A 14,801-nucleotide genomic window follows, 5' to 3' on the forward strand; every position below is an offset into this window, starting at 1 on the left:
GACGTCGGCGGCCTGCCGCTGGGTGGCGGACTCGGTGAGCTCCGGGTGGAGCATCCCTCGGTCGCCGGCGAAAGCGCAGCACCCCCAGTTCTCGGGAACCATCACCTTACCCGCGACGGCCCCAGCCACCGCCTCCAGCGCCGGGTTTAGGCCCAGCCGGGTGGATGAACAGGTCGGGTGGAGTGCCACGGAGTCGAGCTTTGGGTGACCATCGAGCAGCGGCAGTACCCGTTCCGCCACGAACTGCACCGCGTCCATCACCACCAGCGGTCGGTGGCCAGCCGCAACAGCCCCCTGCTCAAGTGCACCGATCAGCCCCTCGGTGCAGGAGGAGGCATCGCAGATGATGGGGAGCTCTCCGTTGCGGGTGGCCGCACGCAACGCTGCACCAGTCTTAGCGCGCATGCTTGCCTCGCCAGTGGTCATTCCCTTCGACGACCACGGCGTCCCACAGCACAACCCGTCAATGCCGGGCGGCACCAGCAGCGAAAGTCCCACGCGCTCGCAGAGCTGTTCAAGGCTGTCCTGCACTCCCGAGCTGTTTCCTGCGGGGCCGAACATGGTGCCCACGCAGGCCGGAAAATACACCGCATCGGGTGCCGCGACAGGCTCTGGCCGAGAACGGGCGGCCCCACCGGATGGCAAATCGGAGGAATACAGCGGCACCGTGTCGCGGCCGAGTACCGTTCGGGCCAGCCGATTGGCCGGGACGACGACGGCGGCTGGAACCTTCGCCGCGGCGTCGAGCACCAGCCCGGCGCCGCGGGTGATGAGGCTCCACCGGGTCGCGGCTCCGGCCCAGGCCAGGTTTTCGGCACGGCCGGACTTCTCACGGCGCAGCCGTTTCACCAGCAACCCCGTGTTGATCTCGACGGGGCACGCTGTCTGGCACATGCCATCAACGGCGCAAGTCTGCACCGACTCGTAGTCATAGTCTTCCTCAAGCCGCGCTGCCAGCCCGGTGTCGCCGTCGAGCCGTGCCTGTTCAATGGCGCGCAGGGTAACGATGCGCTGGCGCGGGGTAAGGGTGATGTCCTTGCTGGGACACACGGGTTCGCAAAACCCGCAGGAGACACAGCGGTCCACTTCGGGGGCCACCTGAGGTGTGGTTTTGATGTGCCGGAGGTGGGCCTGCGGGTCGTCGTCGAGGATGATTCCGGGGTTGAGTATGCCGGCCGGATCGAACAGTTCCTTGAGTTCCCGCATGATCGCGTAGAGCTCATCGCCGTATTGCCGGCGCACGTAGGGCGACATCATCCGGCCGGTCCCATGCTCGGCCTTCAGCGACCCGTTCTCGCCCAGCACCAGGTCCACCATGTCCTCGGTAAATGCCCGGTACCGCTCCAGCTCGTCCGGCGCAGCGAAGGCGTCGGTCAGCATGAAGTGGATGTTTCCGTCTTTGGCGTGCCCGAAGATCACGCTGTTGCTGTAGTGGTGCCTGTCGAACAGGCGGGTCAGTTCGGTGCAGGTGCGGGCCAGCGCAGGGACGGGTACCACCACATCTTCAAGCAGCGCCGTGGTGCCCGGCGGTCTGGCCCCGGACACCGACGCGTAGAGGCCCTTGCGCAGCTGCCACAGGCTTGCCCGGGCCGCCGGGTCGGAGCTGAACCGGGCGGGTTCGCTCAGCCCGAGAGCCCCAAGTAGGAGCGGCTGGCCGCCCTGCAGGTCGTCGAGTTCGGCCGCCGACGACGCCGAATACTCCACCAGCAGCGCCGCCTGGTTCTGGACGGTGAGGGCGCGGACGACGTCGGGAGCCCCCGTCAGGGTTTGTCCCACTGCCAGCGAGACGGCGTCCATCAGCTCGGCGGTTGCCACTCCGGAGTCGACCAGGGCCGGCAGCGCAGCAGCAGAGGTTTCCAGGTCGGGGAACACCAGCAGACCGGTGGTGGCGAACGCGGGCCTGGCGATGGTGCTGAACACCGCCTCGGCGATGAATCCCAGGGTTCCCTCACTGCCCACCATCAGGTGGGCCAGCATATCGGAGGGGGTATCGAAGTCCAGCAGCGAGTTCAGGCCGTATCCCATCGTGTTCTTCATCGAGAACTGGTGCTGCACCGTCCGCACCGATGAGGGGTCTCCCCGGAGCCGTTGGGATAGCCGCAGCAGCCCCTCATGAAGATCGGGTTCGAGGGCCCGCAGCCTGGCGTCGGCGTCGACGGCCCCGGTGTCGATGACCGTGCCGCTGGGCAGCACAACTGTCACCGACTCAAGGGTCCGGTAGGCGTTGTCCGTGGTACCGCAGTTCATCCCCGACGAGTTGTTAGCGACCACCCCGCCGATGGTGCACGCCGCTTCGCTCGCCGGGTCGGGCCCGAACTTCGTCCCATACCGGGCCAGCCGGGCATTGAGCGCCCTCACGGTAACGCCCGGCTGGACGCGCACCCGGGAGCCGCCGTTGAGCACCTCGATTTCACGGAAGTTTCTGCGCACGTCCACCAGTACGCTGTCGGTGACCGCCTGCCCGCTGAGGCTCGTGCCGCCAGCACGGAGAGTCAGCGGGATGCCCTGCGCTGCGCTGGTCTGGAGCAGGCGGCCCACCTCAGCGGCATCCGACGGCACCACCACCGCCTGCGGGATGAGCAGGAAATGCGAGGCGTCGTGGGCGTTGGCGTGCAGGTCGATGGCGCGGGTTTTGACCTGTTCCGGGTCAGCGACTGCCGAGCGCAGGGCGTCGATCACCTGCATCCCCGGCCCGGTGCTCAGTGCTTCGCCTCGTAATGCACTGGTTCGGGCAACCCCGCCTGATTGCGGATCCCGGCAGAGAGCCGCTCGATCGACTTCAGTGCACTGGTGAGATCGTCGACGCCGACCGGGAACGGCATGTTGTGAATGGTCTCGCCTGGCACGGTGGCGGCTTCGGCCACCCGCCGCAGGCCCTCGTCGTCATCGGGGGACAGGCCCACCTCGGTCAGCGTGTTCGGCAGTCCGACCCGCGTGGTGAACTCGACAAAGTCCCGGATGTCGGCCCGTGGCGCACCCTCGAGTACCAGCTGGGTGAGGGAGCCGATGTTGACCTTCTGCCCGTGCGCCAGGCCGTGGGTCTGGTTCGCGGCGGTCAGGCCGTTGTGGATGGCGTGGGCGGCGGCCAGCCCACCGGACTCGAATCCTAGCCCTGACAGCAGTGTGTTCGCCTCCACCACCTTCTCCAGCGCGGGCGTCACCAGGTTGTCGCGGACTGCATCGAGCGCCGGGAGGGCGTTTTCCCACAGCACGTCCCACGACAGCCGGGCCAGGGCAGTGCCGGTCAGCGTGGGCAGGCCGCCCGCCATCGTGGTGGCGAAGGCCTGGCTGGTGGCGCGGGCCTCAAGCCAGGTAGCCAGCGCGTCGCCAACGCCAGCGGCAAGGAACGACGCCGGCGCGTTGGCTACCAGTTGGGTGTCCACCAGGACCAGGTCGGGGTTGCGGGGGAAGAAACGATACTCCTCGAACACGCCGTCGTCGGTGTAAATCACTGACAGGGCTGAGGTGGGTGCGTCAGTGGACGCGACGGTGGGTACGGTGACCCAGCGGATCCCCGAGGCGAAACCTGACGCCTTGACCGCGTCGATGGTGCTGCCGCCGCCGACTGCCACGATCACGTCGGCCCGGTGCTCGGCGATGAGGCCAGCCAGCCGGTTGACCTCGTTGGCGCTGGGCACGCCCCCGAACCCCACCCGGGTGGTGGTCAGGTTAGCCGCGGTGAGGGAGGCCTCGACGTCGTGAGCTACGAAACCCCAGACCAGATCGTCTGCCACCAGCAGTGGCCTGCTGCCGAGCGGTGTAAGGAATTCGCCCAACCGGTGGATTGCGCCTTTCCCCTGGACGTATCGGGCCGGGCTGATCATGGTGCGGACCTGCATGGGATTACTCATCTCAATCTCCTTTGATAAGACGGTGCCACTATCAGCGTAGGGGTGCTGGACCAGGATTGCGCCAGTCATTCTCAGTGGGTGAGAACCCAAGTTGGAGCCCCGGGCGATTCACGGCAGACTGCAACACACACCTGATCATTCCAACGACCCAAGGCAGGCGCCCCATGATCTTTATCGTCGTTAAGTTCAACGTCAAACCCGACTGGACGGATCGTTGGCTCGACCTCACCCGAGAATTCACTGACTCCACCCGAAACGAGCCAGGCAACCTGTGGTTTGACTGGTCACGCAGCGTCGAGAACCCCAATGAGTTCATCCTGGTCGAAGCGTTCCAGGACGATGCTGCCGGCGACCACGTCAACAGCCACCATTTCCAGCAGGCCATGAAGGAAATGCCCCAGGCATTGGTGGAGACACCACACATCATCAGCGAGAAAATCTCCGCGGACGGTTGGGGTCGGATGGGGGAGCTGACCGTCGACTAGCTCACGTGGTTCCCTAGCGTTGAGGGGCCGTTTGGTGTTAGTTGACCAACCGGCGAAGATGGGGGCATGGGACGCAATGATGCCCTTACCGGCATGGCCTCGGTGCAGAAGGCTTTTGCGCTGCTCGACGTTGTCGCGGCCGACGAGCGGGGAGTCTCGGCCAAGGACATAGCGGCAGCCCTTTCCATGCCGCTGCCCAGCGTCTACCGCCTCCTGAAAACCCTTGTCGAGTCACGGCATCTGATCCATCTCAAGGATGAGAGCAGGTATGCGCTCGGCTACAAGCTGCACGCACTTGACGCATCGTTGCACCGGCAGGTGGGGACTCCTTCGGCGGTGGCGAGGCTGGTGCTGGAACTGCATTCGCGGGGCGACGCCGCCGCTTACTATGCGGTGCATCGCGGTGACCATATTGTGGTGGCGCACGTGGTGGATTCCCCGGACCGGCGTCGCATTGTCCCGATGGGCTTCGGCTTCAACGACGCGGCACACGCGACCGCTTTTGGGAAAATCCTGTTGGCCGGCATGGACCCGGCGCAGCGCCGGGTGCTGTTGGGGCGGCAGGGGCTGCCCGCCATGACCGACAACACCATCAGGACCCTCGACGAGCTGGAGCTGGAGTTGGAGCGGGTCCGGGAGGGCGGTATCGCAGTCGAACGCGAGGAATTCATGATCGGATACTCATGCCTGGGCGCTCCGGTGCGGAACGCCGCCGGCCAGATCGTCGGATCGGTTGCCGTCTCCCTCGACGCTGCGGACTTCGACCAGCGATCCGCGAAGATCGCTGTCCTTCTGCGGGACGCCGCTGACAAGGTGGGTCGCGCGCTCCGGGCCACCTCGGTGCTGCCGCAGCGTCACTGAATTCTCGGTAGCATCAAACTATGGAGAGCCAGTCTCAGTTGTGGGGTGTCATCACTGAAGTGCTGACCTGGGTGGGTCTGGTGCCGGGCATCATGCTGATCCTGGTGGCCTGGATTATCCGCACCTCCCGGCTGGGATGGACCGCCACGCACGCCGTGGTTTTCGTCAATGGCGATGGCATTGGTTATCGCTGGCATGACCACAACTATGAGGTCCGCGAAGCCCTGTTCTCCTTCAGGGAGGGGAAGGATTTGGTGCCGGGAACCGAATTCACCATCTACTTCAGCCGACGCAATCCCGTCGAATACTCGCTCACCGAACCGGTTCCCCCGGCGCATGCCCTGAGGATTCTGGGCTGGATTCTCACGGGAGTCGGAGCGCTGAGTGCGGTCGTGGGGTTTGTCCTGATCTTTGTGTGAGGGTGCGGCCCTGCACCGAGGTGCAGGACCGCGCACTCTACAGGGCCGACGTCGACAGCTGCTCGGCGATGTACTCCGCCTGCCGAATGGCCAGCGCCACAATCGTCAGTGTCGGGTTGGCTGCCGCCCCAGTGGTGAATTGCGAACCGTCCGAAATGAAGAGGTTCTTCACATCGTGGGTCTGCCCCCACTGGTTGACGACGCCGTCTTCGGGACGCTCGCTCATCCGTGCGGTTCCCATGTTGTGCGTCGCGGGGTACGGCGGGGTGTGGTGCGAGGAGAGCGCACCCACCGCTTCGTAGAGCAGCGACGCCTGCTGGTAGCCGTGGTTGCGCATCGCGGTGTCGTTGGCGTGATCGTCGAAGTGCACGTTCGGCACCGGGAGGCCAAGGCGGTCCTTCACACTGGTGTTCAGGGTGACCCGGTTGGTTTCCTGCGGCATGTCCTCGCCGACAATCCACAGACCGGCCGTGTTTTCGTAGTCGTCGAGCAGCGACGCGAAGTTCGGTCCCCAGGCTCCGGGGTCCGCGAAGCTGGCCAGGAAGGCGGGCCCCAACGCGATGGTCTCCAGATAGTAGCCACCCGAGAAGCCGCGGTCGACGTCGTGCCGTGACTCGTCAGCCACCAGACCGGCCATCGTCTCGCCCCGGTACATGTGGACCGGTTTGTCGAACCTGGCATAGACCGAGCCGGTGGTGTGGCGCATATAGTTCCTGCCCAGCTGGCCCGACGAGTTGGCCAGTCCGTCCGGGAACAGGGGAGACCCGGAGAGCAGCAACAGCCGCGGCGTCTCGATTGAGTTGCCGGCCACTGCCACGAGGCGTGCCTTCTGCCGCTGGAGGTCCCCGGCGTCGTCAATGTACATGACACTGTCCACTGTGCCCTCGGGTGTGTGGGTGATCTGCACGGCATGGCAGTTCGGTCGGAGGTCAAGTTTCCCGGTGCGCAGCGCTTTGGGAATCTCGGACACCAGGGTGGACCACTTGGACTTGTTCTTGTCACCCTGAAAGTTGAAGCCGTCCTGGATGGAGGCAGGCCTGCCGTCATAGGGTTCAGCGTTGGTGCCGTAGGGGCCGGTGGCGTAGTGCCGGTACCCGATCCGTTCGGCGCCCGCAGCGAGCACCTTGTAGTTGTTGTTGGCGGGCATGGCCGGCCGGCCGTGGCGGTGGGTGCTGCCGATTTTTTCTTCGGCCCTGTCGTAATACGGTGCCAGGTCCTCAAGCGTGATGGGCCAGTCCAGGAGGTTGGCGCCGTCAACCCGCCCATAGGTGCTGCGGGTTTTGAACTCGTGGGCCTTGAACCGCGGGGTGGCACCGGCCCAGTGGGTGGTGGTGCCGCCCACCGCCTTCACCAGCCAGGCGGGCAGGTTGGGGAAGTCTCGCGCAATCCGCCACGTGCCCGACGTCGTCCGCGGGTCCAGCCAGGCCATCTGGTTGAACGATTCCCACTCATTGTTGACGTAGTCGTCGTGCTTGATGTGGCCGCCGGCCTCGAGGACCACCACCTTGACGCCCTTTTCGGTAAGTTCGTGGGCGAGGGTTCCGCCGCCGGCGCCGGAGCCGATGATGACGACAACCGAGTCGTCGTCCAGGCCAAAGTGGGCCGATGTCTCGTTGCTCATATGGTCTGTGCTCCTCCAACTTTGTCCTGGCCTTTGAAGAGGTCGTCGACCGGCTCTTCTCCGGTGTCGCCAGCGGCTTCCTGCACGCGTTGCGGTGGCTGTTGCGCGACGGTGTACCCGAGTGGGCCGATTTCGGTGAGCGCCTCGTCGGCTTCGTCGATCCGGGGATCGGGAAGCCAGTCCAGGTCATTGAACCCGCGGTGCAGGTAGCCGCCCTTGGCGAAGGATTCCCCCTCGTAGCCGAACACCTCCCACACCTCCGGGTCGTCGTAGAAGTTCAGGACAGTGGTCCGTCGGATGAAGCCGAAGAAGTCAAGGTCAGCGATGCGCTGCAGGACGGCAAGAGCCCTCTCATCGGAGAGGTCAAGGAAGTTCTCACCACCCTGCTGGTTCAGGGTCAGCAGACCCTGGGTGAGGGCCACCCTGAACCAGGTGGACTCGTTGGACTCGGTGATGATCTTCTCGGCCATGCGCTCGTATGGTCCGGCAGGGATCTTCGGGTGTGGGAACGCTACCCTGATGATCCGGACCAGAATCCGGCGAGCCTCCTCAGTCAGCTGAAGCTCATTGAGCGTCGAGTATTTCGCGGGATACGCCATTGTTATCTCCCTGGGGTGATGAGGTTGGGGACGAGAATGCCACGGCCGATCAGCTTGCCGCTGTCCAGGTCATGCATGGCCTGGACAGCGTCTTCGAGGTCGTACGTCTGGGTATGCAGGGTGACCTTGCCCTGCGCGGTTAGGGTCATCAGTTCCACAAGGTCGAGGTAGGTGCCAACGAGGTTCCCCACGATGTTGATTTCCCGGGAGATGATCTCGATGGTGTCGATGTGTACCGCTCCGCCGTAACCAATCGTGTAGTAGCTGCCCCGGTTCCGGAGGACATTCATGCCGAGCGCCTCGGTGCCGTGCTCCCCGACGAAGTCGAAGACCACGTGCGCGCCGCCGCCGGTAATCTCGAGGAGTTTTCCGCCGTCGCCCGCGTTGGAGAGCGTGTGGTCAGCGCCGAGTGCCCGGGCCAGTTCCAGCGCTTCCTCTGAGGTGTCGACGACGGTGATCTGGGCCGAGGTGAGCGCCCTGAGGGACTGGATGCCGATGTGGCCCAGCCCGCCGCTGCCGATCACGACGGCGTGGGTTCCGGGGTGCAGCAGCGGCGCTGCCTTGCGGACCGCATGGTAGGCGGTCAGGCCGGCGTCGGCGAGTGCCGCGATGTCGGTCGGCTGGAGGGCCGGGTCGAGTTTCACCACTGAGCGGGCGTTGGTCCTCATCCTCTCGGCCATCCCCCCGTCCACGTTCAGTCCCGGGAAGGTGGAGTTTTCGCAGTGGGAGTCCTGTCCCTCACGGCAGGCCAGGCACAGGCCGCAGGTGACAATCGGGTGCATGATCACCGTGTCGCCGGGTTGGACATTGGTCACGGCCGAGCCCACCTCACGCACCCACCCAGCGTTCTCGTGCCCGAGGATGTAGGGGAGCGACGGGTGCTGGATGGCATCCCACTGGCCCTCGATGACGTGCAGATCGGTCCGGCACAGACCAGCAGCGCCGATCTCGACCACCACGTCCCAGGGGCCGCTCGCGGTGGGCTCCGGCACGTCGTCGATCAGCGGGTCTTCCTGGTAGCTGTGTACCCGGACGGCTCTCATGGTTCTCCTCAGCAATGAGTGACGCGGGAAAGTTCCGACCGATTTCCGGCAATGTCCCCGCGGTGAACGCGTGCTGATGCAAGTGTGCCCGGTGTCGCAGCGGGTGGGAAGAGAGGTTATCGCTGGGTGAGAATCGAGTGTGTACGACTGTATACAGCTTTGAGGCGTTTCAGGATAGGATGGCCCCAAAGTGTTATCGATCCTCCGAAGGGATACCTGCAATGACTGCTGTCGACACATTCGGCTCCAAAGACGTACTCGAGGTAGCGGGAGCTGAGTATCAGATCTTCCGCCTCGACGCTGTAGAGGGATCAGAGAAGCTCCCCTACAGCCTCAAGATCCTCCTGGAGAACCTGCTCCGCACCGAAGACGGTGCCAACATCACTGCCGACCACGTGCGCGCCCTGGCCGGTTGGGATCCCCAGGCCGAGCCGGACACCGAAATTCAGTTCACCCCCGCCCGCGTCATCATGCAGGACTTCACCGGAGTGCCCTGCATCGTCGACCTCGCCACCATGCGTGAGGCAGTTGTCGAGCTGGGCGGCGACCCCAAGCGCGTCAACCCACTGGCACCAGCTGAACTGGTCATCGACCACTCGGTGCAGATCGACTTCGCTGGCAACGCGAACGCCCTGGAACGCAACATCGAGATCGAGTACCAGCGCAATGGCGAGCGGTACCAGTTCCTGCGGTGGGGCCAGACCGCATTCGATGACTTCCTGGTGGTTCCCCCGGGCATGGGAATCGTCCACCAGGTCAACCTTGAGTACCTGGCCCGTACAGTGATGACCCGCGAGGTCACGACCGGCGGCAGCACCGCACTGCAGGCCTACCCCGACACCTGCGTCGGTACCGATTCGCACACCACCATGGTCAACGGCCTGGGCGTCCTGGGCTGGGGTGTTGGCGGCATCGAAGCCGAGGCGGCCATGCTGGGCCAGCCCGTGTCCATGCTCATCCCACGCGTGGTGGGCTTCAAGCTCACCGGCGAGATCCCCGCCGGTGCCACGGCAACCGACGTCGTCCTCACCATCACCGAGAAGCTGCGTAAGCACGGTGTGGTTGGCAAGTTCGTCGAGTTCTACGGCGAAGGCGTCAGCGCTGTGCCCCTGGCGAACCGCGCCACCATCGGCAACATGAGCCCCGAGTTCGGCTCCACGGCGGCGATCTTCCCGATCGACGACGTCACCATGGATTACCTGCGCCTGACCGGTCGCCCCGAAGAGAACCTGGCACTGGTCGAGGCCTATGCCAAGGCCCAGGGCCTGTGGCACGATCCGAGCAAGGAGATCGCGTTCTCCGAATACCTGGAACTGGATCTGTCGACTGTCGTCTCCTCGATTGCCGGGCCCAAGCGGCCGCAGGACCGCGTCGAGCTGACCAACGCCAAGCCCCAGTTCCGCAAGGACCTGGAAAACTACGTGCACCGCTCGGTTGAGGAGGAGGGCGCGACCGTCGATGAGACGCTTGAAGAGTCCTTCCCTGCCTCCGATCCCCCCTCCTACACCGAGGCTGACACCAAGGTCGACGATCACCCACACGAGGTAGTCACCGAGACCGAGGCCAACCGCGACTCCAGCCCCATTGAGGTGACGACCGCCGATGGCCGCAACTTCAGCCTCGACCATGGAGCGGTCACCATCGCCTCCATCACCTCCTGCACCAACACCTCAAACCCCTCGGTGATGATGGCGGCTGCAGTGCTTGCCCGCAACGCGGTGGACAAGGGCCTGATGTCCAAGGCCTGGGTCAAGACCTCGGTTGCGCCGGGCTCGAAGGTTGTCACCGACTACTACGAGAAGTCAGGGCTGATCCCGTACCTGGAGAAGCTGGGCTTCTTCGTTGTCGGTTACGGCTGCGCCACCTGCATCGGCAACTCGGGTCCCCTCGATGAGGAGATCACCCAGGCCATCCAGGACGCCGACCTGGCCGTCACAGCTGTCCTCTCCGGTAACCGTAACTTTGAGGGCCGGATCAACCCGGACGTCAAGATGAACTACCTGGCATCCCCACCGCTGGTGGTTGCCTACGCACTGGCTGGCACGATGGACTTCGACTTCGCGGCCGATCCACTCGGCCAGGACGACGACGGCAACGACGTCTTCCTGCGCGACATCTGGCCGAACCCGGTCGAGGTGCAGCAGATCATCGACGAGTCCATCGACAAGGAGATGTTCAAGACGAGCTACTCGACCATCTTCGACGGCGATGAGCGCTGGAAGTCACTGCCGACCCCGGCAGGCGACACCTTCGAGTGGGATTCAGAATCCACTTACGTTCGGAAGCCTCCGTATTTTGAGGGCATGAAGTCCGAGCCTGAGCCCGTCACCGACATCGAGGGTGCACGGGTTCTGCTGAAGCTGGGAGATTCGGTCACCACTGACCACATTTCACCCGCCGGTTCGTTCAAGTCAGACACTCCCGCGGGCCGGTACCTGCTGGAGCACGGTGTGGAACGCAAGGACTTCAACTCCTTCGGCTCACGCCGCGGAAATCACGAGGTGATGATCCGCGGGACATTCGCCAACATCCGGATCCGCAACCAGCTCCTTGAGGACGTTGAGGGTGGATTCACCCGCGACTTCAGCCAGGCAGATGCGCCACAGGCTGCCGTCTACGACGCTGCAATGAACTACCAGGCAGCGGGAACACCGCTGGTCGTCCTGGCTGGTAAGGAATACGGCTCGGGTTCGTCGCGTGACTGGGCTGCCAAGGGCACCGCGCTCCTGGGTGTGCGCGCAGTGATTACCGAGAGCTACGAGCGGATCCACCGCTCCAACCTCATCGGTATGGGAGTCCTTCCCCTGCAGTTCCCCCAGGGCCAGAACGCTGAATCGCTGGGCCTCACCGGTACCGAGACCTTCGCGGTGTCAGGCGTCACCGAACTGAACAGCGGCACCACCCCGAAGACCGTCACCGTTACCGCTACCCCCGAAGATGGCGGCCAGCCGGTCACCTTCGAGGCAGTGCTGCGGATCGACACCCCCGGTGAAGCCGAGTACTACCGCAACGGCGGGATCCTGCAGTACGTCCTGCGCCAGATCGCCGTCTAGCGGCACACCCTGTCGCCTGTCGACGCGTCCGGATACCCGTTCCATGAGTACTGTCCTGGCCCACACCGCGGGCAGGGTGCCTAATCTGCAGGTCCTACTTATAGGAGCACCAAGTGTCTGAATCGGCTGAAAGTGTCTGATCCGGCTGAATCGACGGGACGCGTCGACGGGTCAGTAGTGTTCCGCGTACTCCGCAGCGAGATTCTGGCAGGAGTCCACCCTCCCGGAACGCCGTTACGGGAGGTGGGCCTGTCGGAGCGGTTCGGCGTCTCGCGGACCCCAATCCGCGAGGCGCTCAGCCGGTTGCAGCATGAGCGCCTGCTGGAGCGCGCGGCGAGGGGTCTTCAGGTACCGCAGATCGACCCGCAGGAGGTCATCCAGATCTATGATCTGCGGGTGATGCTTGAACAGGAAGCTGCCGGCCAGGCGTCCAGCAGTCGAACCGCATCGGACATCATGCGGCTTGAAGCCCTGGTGGAACGGGATCGTGATCTCGGCTCCCCTGACGATCAGACACGCATCCGCTGCAATATCGAGTTTCATACGGCGGTCAGCACAGCGGCGAATAACCGGGTACTGCAGGATCTGCTGGAACGGCTCTCCACCCACCTAATCAACACCCCACGGTCCACCCTGTCAGTGGGAAACCGGTGGGAAAATGCGTTGGATGAGCACGAAGCTTTGGTGAAGGCGATAGTCGATCAACGGGCCGACGACGCGCGCCAGATCGCCCGCCAGCACATGGAAACGGCTCGTGCCCTCCGGCTTGAACTGTTGAAGTCGGCGGCGAAGACCGAGTAGCTCTCCTGCAGACGCTGGTTTCAACCAAAGGAGTGGCTTAGGTGCAGACGCGTGGTGGGGCAACCGCTCGGGTGTAGCTACGCCACTTTTTTGCGGTCCCGGGTGGCGTCCTGACCCGGGATTGAGTCGAATGCCATGTGCTTGCTGACCTTTCCGAGCAGTACCGCCGGGGTATCCAGCAGATAGTTGGCGCCAACGGTCCACGGCCGGCCCGATCCTTGCCGTTGAAACACGTCGGCTGCCCGCTGAACGTATCCAGAGGACAGGTCCAGCAGCGGGCGCCGCGACATGCCCGCCTCCGGCACCGGGGTCGCCACCGTGTACCCCTTACGGTCCATGTACTTCAGCAACCGGCAGACATACCGGGAGCTCAGGTCCGCTCGCAGCGTCCACGACGCATTCGTGTACCCCACGCAGTACCCCAGGTTAGGGACCCCGGTGACCAGCACTCCCTGGTGGACCCACGCGTCACCGAGATCAACCGGGACACCGTCAATGCTCAGCTGTGCGCCCCCGAGCGATTGAAGGGCGAGTCCGGTAGCAGAGACGACGACGTCGGCAGCCAACTCCCGCCCCGACTCAAGCGTGATCCCGCCCGGCGTGAACCGGTCGATCCGCTCGGTCACCACCGACGCCTTCCCCGATGTCAGGGCCCGGTAAAAGTCACCACCCGGAGCCACACAGAGGCGTTGCTCCCAGGGATTGTAGGCTGGCGTGAAATGCTCCCGGATCTGCTGCTCGTCCTTGAGGATGCCGCGGGCCTGACTTCGCAGGTACGCCTTCGCTACCCGCGGCAGGCGCATGCAGAGCTGGTAGAACGCCAGCGGATACACCACGTTGCGGGCCCGGGCTACACGGTGAGCCGCTCCAGCGGGCAGGACCTTCCGGGCAGCATCGGCGATCCGGTCGCGGCGCGGCACCGTCACCAGATAGGACGGTGAACGCTGCAGCATGGTGACGTGCGCGGCGTCGTCGACCATTGATGGCACAAGAGTGACGGCGGTGGCGCCGCTGCCGATCACCACGACCTGCTTGCCGGCGTAGTCGAGATCGGCCGGCCAGAACTGGGGGTGGACCACCTTGCCGGCGAAGTCTTCAAGGCCGGGGAAGTCTGGCTGGTAGCCCCTGGCGTAGTTGTAGTACCCGGAGCAGACGTAGAGGAACGAGCAGGTGATCGTTCGCCGACGGGCGGCGCCGTCAATCTCCAGTTGCAGTGTCCAGCGGGAGGTTGTGGAGGAGAAGTCGGCGCTCACCAGCCGGGTCCCGAAACGAATATAGGGGTTCAGCCCCGATTCTTCGGCGGCGTCCTGCAGGTATCGAAGGATTGATGCCCCGTCGCCGATGGATTCCGGCGCGGTCCAGGGCCGCCAGGGGTACGTGAGGGTGAACATGTCGGAATCGGACCGTGCGCCGGGATAGCGGAACAGGTCCCAGGTGCCGCCGATCGCATCGCGCGCCTCGAAGATGGCGAACGACTTGTCGGGGCATTCGGTCTGCAGACGGTGGCCTGCGCCAATGCCCGAGAGTCCCGCCCCGATGATCGCGACGTCGAGATGCTCTACCGGAGAGGTCATGATTCCATTATCGGTGACGTCGCACGTGGCCGCACAACGTTGTGGAAAGCTGCAACAGATGCTAATTCTTGAAGGCACCTTACTTCCCTCAAGCATTGGAGTCACACATGACAGGCATCGACGACGAACTGCGGACCCTCAGCGAATGGAGCCGTCAGCTAACCCAGGCCCTGCAGATCCTCGATCTGGAGGTTGACCATGAGCGGATCGTTGAGGTCGCCAGGCAGACGTCCGATACAGTTTCCCCCAACTCCGGAGCAATCAGTGCGTTCCTGATTGGCTACGCCGCGGGCACTGCCGATACCAGCGGTCGCAAAGGCTCGGATGATGCAGTGCAGTCAGCCGCCGACGTCGTCATGCAGGTCCACGCGAAGGGGCTCGAAGACGGACCGGATGCCAACGGCTGGACCAAGACCGCCCAGTAGCAGGGTTCTACGCCGGGTCGCACAGCGGAAAAGTGGCTCCCCCGCAGAAAAGTGGTTGCTAAACCACAA

The 14,801-nt window shown here is 64.4% G+C and carries 12 protein-coding genes; 6 read left to right on the top strand and 6 right to left on the bottom strand.

The window, feature by feature from the left end; genetic code table 11:
* On the bottom strand, nt 1-2,685 hold a 2,685-nt coding region (locus Y703_RS17900; RefSeq protein WP_035763820.1), incomplete at its 3' end, for an FAD-binding and (Fe-S)-binding domain-containing protein.
* 14 nt (nt 2,686-2,699) lie between these two features.
* Entirely contained in the window at nt 2,700-3,851 is a 1,152-nt protein-coding gene (locus tag Y703_RS0104215) for a glycerol dehydrogenase (RefSeq protein ID WP_026551708.1), read from the bottom strand.
* Between the two features lie 164 nt (nt 3,852-4,015).
* Between Y703_RS0104215 and Y703_RS0104220 the strand changes: the two genes are divergently transcribed.
* From Y703_RS0104220 to Y703_RS0104230, 3 genes are all read left to right on the top strand, one after another.
* Nucleotides 4,016-4,336: a putative quinol monooxygenase gene (locus Y703_RS0104220; RefSeq protein ID WP_026551709.1), complete on the top strand. Its 321-nt coding sequence runs from the start codon at nt 4,016-4,018 to the stop codon at nt 4,334-4,336.
* A gap of 66 nt (nt 4,337-4,402) precedes the next feature.
* On the top strand, nt 4,403-5,197 hold the full coding sequence (locus Y703_RS0104225; protein WP_026551710.1) for an IclR family transcriptional regulator: 795 nt from the start codon (nt 4,403-4,405) through the stop codon (nt 5,195-5,197).
* A gap of 20 nt (nt 5,198-5,217) precedes the next feature.
* Nucleotides 5,218-5,616: a hypothetical protein gene (locus tag Y703_RS0104230; protein WP_155849400.1), complete on the top strand. Its 399-nt coding sequence runs from the start codon at nt 5,218-5,220 to the stop codon at nt 5,614-5,616.
* A gap of 37 nt (nt 5,617-5,653) precedes the next feature.
* Here Y703_RS0104230 and Y703_RS0104235 read toward each other — a convergent pair whose 3' ends face one another.
* Genes Y703_RS0104235 through Y703_RS0104245 form a run of 3 tightly spaced genes read right to left on the bottom strand, consistent with a single transcriptional unit; the run spans nt 5,654 to nt 8,879 of the window.
* On the bottom strand, nt 5,654-7,237 hold the full coding sequence (locus Y703_RS0104235) for a GMC family oxidoreductase (protein ID WP_026551712.1): 1,584 nt from the start codon (nt 7,235-7,237) through the stop codon (nt 5,654-5,656).
* Nucleotides 7,234-7,836, bottom strand: a complete 603-nt coding sequence (locus tag Y703_RS0104240) for a gluconate 2-dehydrogenase subunit 3 family protein (protein WP_026551713.1) — start codon at nt 7,834-7,836, stop codon at nt 7,234-7,236. The genes Y703_RS0104235 and Y703_RS0104240 overlap by 4 nt, the downstream gene beginning before the upstream one ends.
* A 2-nt stretch (nt 7,837-7,838) precedes the next feature.
* Nucleotides 7,839-8,879, bottom strand: coding sequence for an NAD(P)-dependent alcohol dehydrogenase (locus Y703_RS0104245; RefSeq protein ID WP_026551714.1), 1,041 nt, complete (start codon nt 8,877-8,879; stop codon nt 7,839-7,841).
* A gap of 221 nt (nt 8,880-9,100) precedes the next feature.
* Between Y703_RS0104245 and Y703_RS0104250 the strand changes: the two genes are divergently transcribed.
* Both Y703_RS0104250 and Y703_RS0104255 read left to right on the top strand, forming a co-directional pair.
* Nucleotides 9,101-11,932 carry an aconitate hydratase gene (locus Y703_RS0104250; RefSeq protein ID WP_026551715.1) on the top strand — a complete coding sequence of 944 codons (2,832 nt, stop codon included), beginning with the start codon at nt 9,101-9,103 and terminating at the stop codon, nt 11,930-11,932.
* A 132-nt stretch (nt 11,933-12,064) separates the two neighbouring features.
* Nucleotides 12,065-12,733 carry a GntR family transcriptional regulator gene (locus Y703_RS0104255; RefSeq protein WP_026551716.1) on the top strand — a complete coding sequence of 223 codons (669 nt, stop codon included), beginning with the start codon at nt 12,065-12,067 and terminating at the stop codon, nt 12,731-12,733.
* 77 nt (nt 12,734-12,810) lie between these two features.
* On the opposite strand, the gene Y703_RS0104260 is transcribed toward Y703_RS0104255, so the two are convergent.
* The gene (locus Y703_RS0104260; RefSeq protein WP_026551717.1) at nt 12,811-14,307 is read right to left on the bottom strand and encodes a flavin-containing monooxygenase; all 1,497 of its coding nucleotides are present in this window, start codon (nt 14,305-14,307) and stop codon (nt 12,811-12,813) included.
* A 107-nt stretch (nt 14,308-14,414) separates the two neighbouring features.
* Between Y703_RS0104260 and Y703_RS0104265 the strand changes: the two genes are divergently transcribed.
* Nucleotides 14,415-14,732 carry a DUF6457 domain-containing protein gene (locus Y703_RS0104265; protein WP_026551718.1) on the top strand — a complete coding sequence of 106 codons (318 nt, stop codon included), beginning with the start codon at nt 14,415-14,417 and terminating at the stop codon, nt 14,730-14,732.
* The last annotated feature ends 69 nt before the right edge of the window (nt 14,733-14,801 follow it).

It is taken from the genome of Arthrobacter sp. H20, assembly GCF_000520515.1.
Lineage (GTDB): Bacteria > Actinomycetota > Actinomycetes > Actinomycetales > Micrococcaceae > Arthrobacter_D.

What these genes read in the sequence shown, in the direction of transcription:
- Y703_RS0104215 (WP_026551708.1), bottom strand. Translation starts at nt 3,851, where the DNA reads ATGAGTAATCCCATGCAGGTCCGCACCATGATCAGCCCGGCCCGATAC.
- Y703_RS0104220 (WP_026551709.1), top strand. Translation starts at nt 4,016, where the DNA reads ATGATCTTTATCGTCGTTAAGTTCAACGTCAAACCCGACTGGACGGAT.
- Y703_RS0104225 (WP_026551710.1), top strand. Translation starts at nt 4,403, where the DNA reads ATGGGACGCAATGATGCCCTTACCGGCATGGCCTCGGTGCAGAAGGCT.
- Y703_RS0104230 (WP_155849400.1), top strand. Translation starts at nt 5,218, where the DNA reads ATGGAGAGCCAGTCTCAGTTGTGGGGTGTCATCACTGAAGTGCTGACC.
- Y703_RS0104235 (WP_026551712.1), bottom strand. Translation starts at nt 7,237, where the DNA reads ATGAGCAACGAGACATCGGCCCACTTTGGCCTGGACGACGACTCGGTT.
- Y703_RS0104240 (WP_026551713.1), bottom strand. Translation starts at nt 7,836, where the DNA reads ATGGCGTATCCCGCGAAATACTCGACGCTCAATGAGCTTCAGCTGACT.
- Y703_RS0104245 (WP_026551714.1), bottom strand. Translation starts at nt 8,879, where the DNA reads ATGAGAGCCGTCCGGGTACACAGCTACCAGGAAGACCCGCTGATCGAC.
- Y703_RS0104250 (WP_026551715.1), top strand. Translation starts at nt 9,101, where the DNA reads ATGACTGCTGTCGACACATTCGGCTCCAAAGACGTACTCGAGGTAGCG.
- Y703_RS0104260 (WP_026551717.1), bottom strand. Translation starts at nt 14,307, where the DNA reads ATGACCTCTCCGGTAGAGCATCTCGACGTCGCGATCATCGGGGCGGGA.
- Y703_RS0104265 (WP_026551718.1), top strand. Translation starts at nt 14,415, where the DNA reads ATGACAGGCATCGACGACGAACTGCGGACCCTCAGCGAATGGAGCCGT.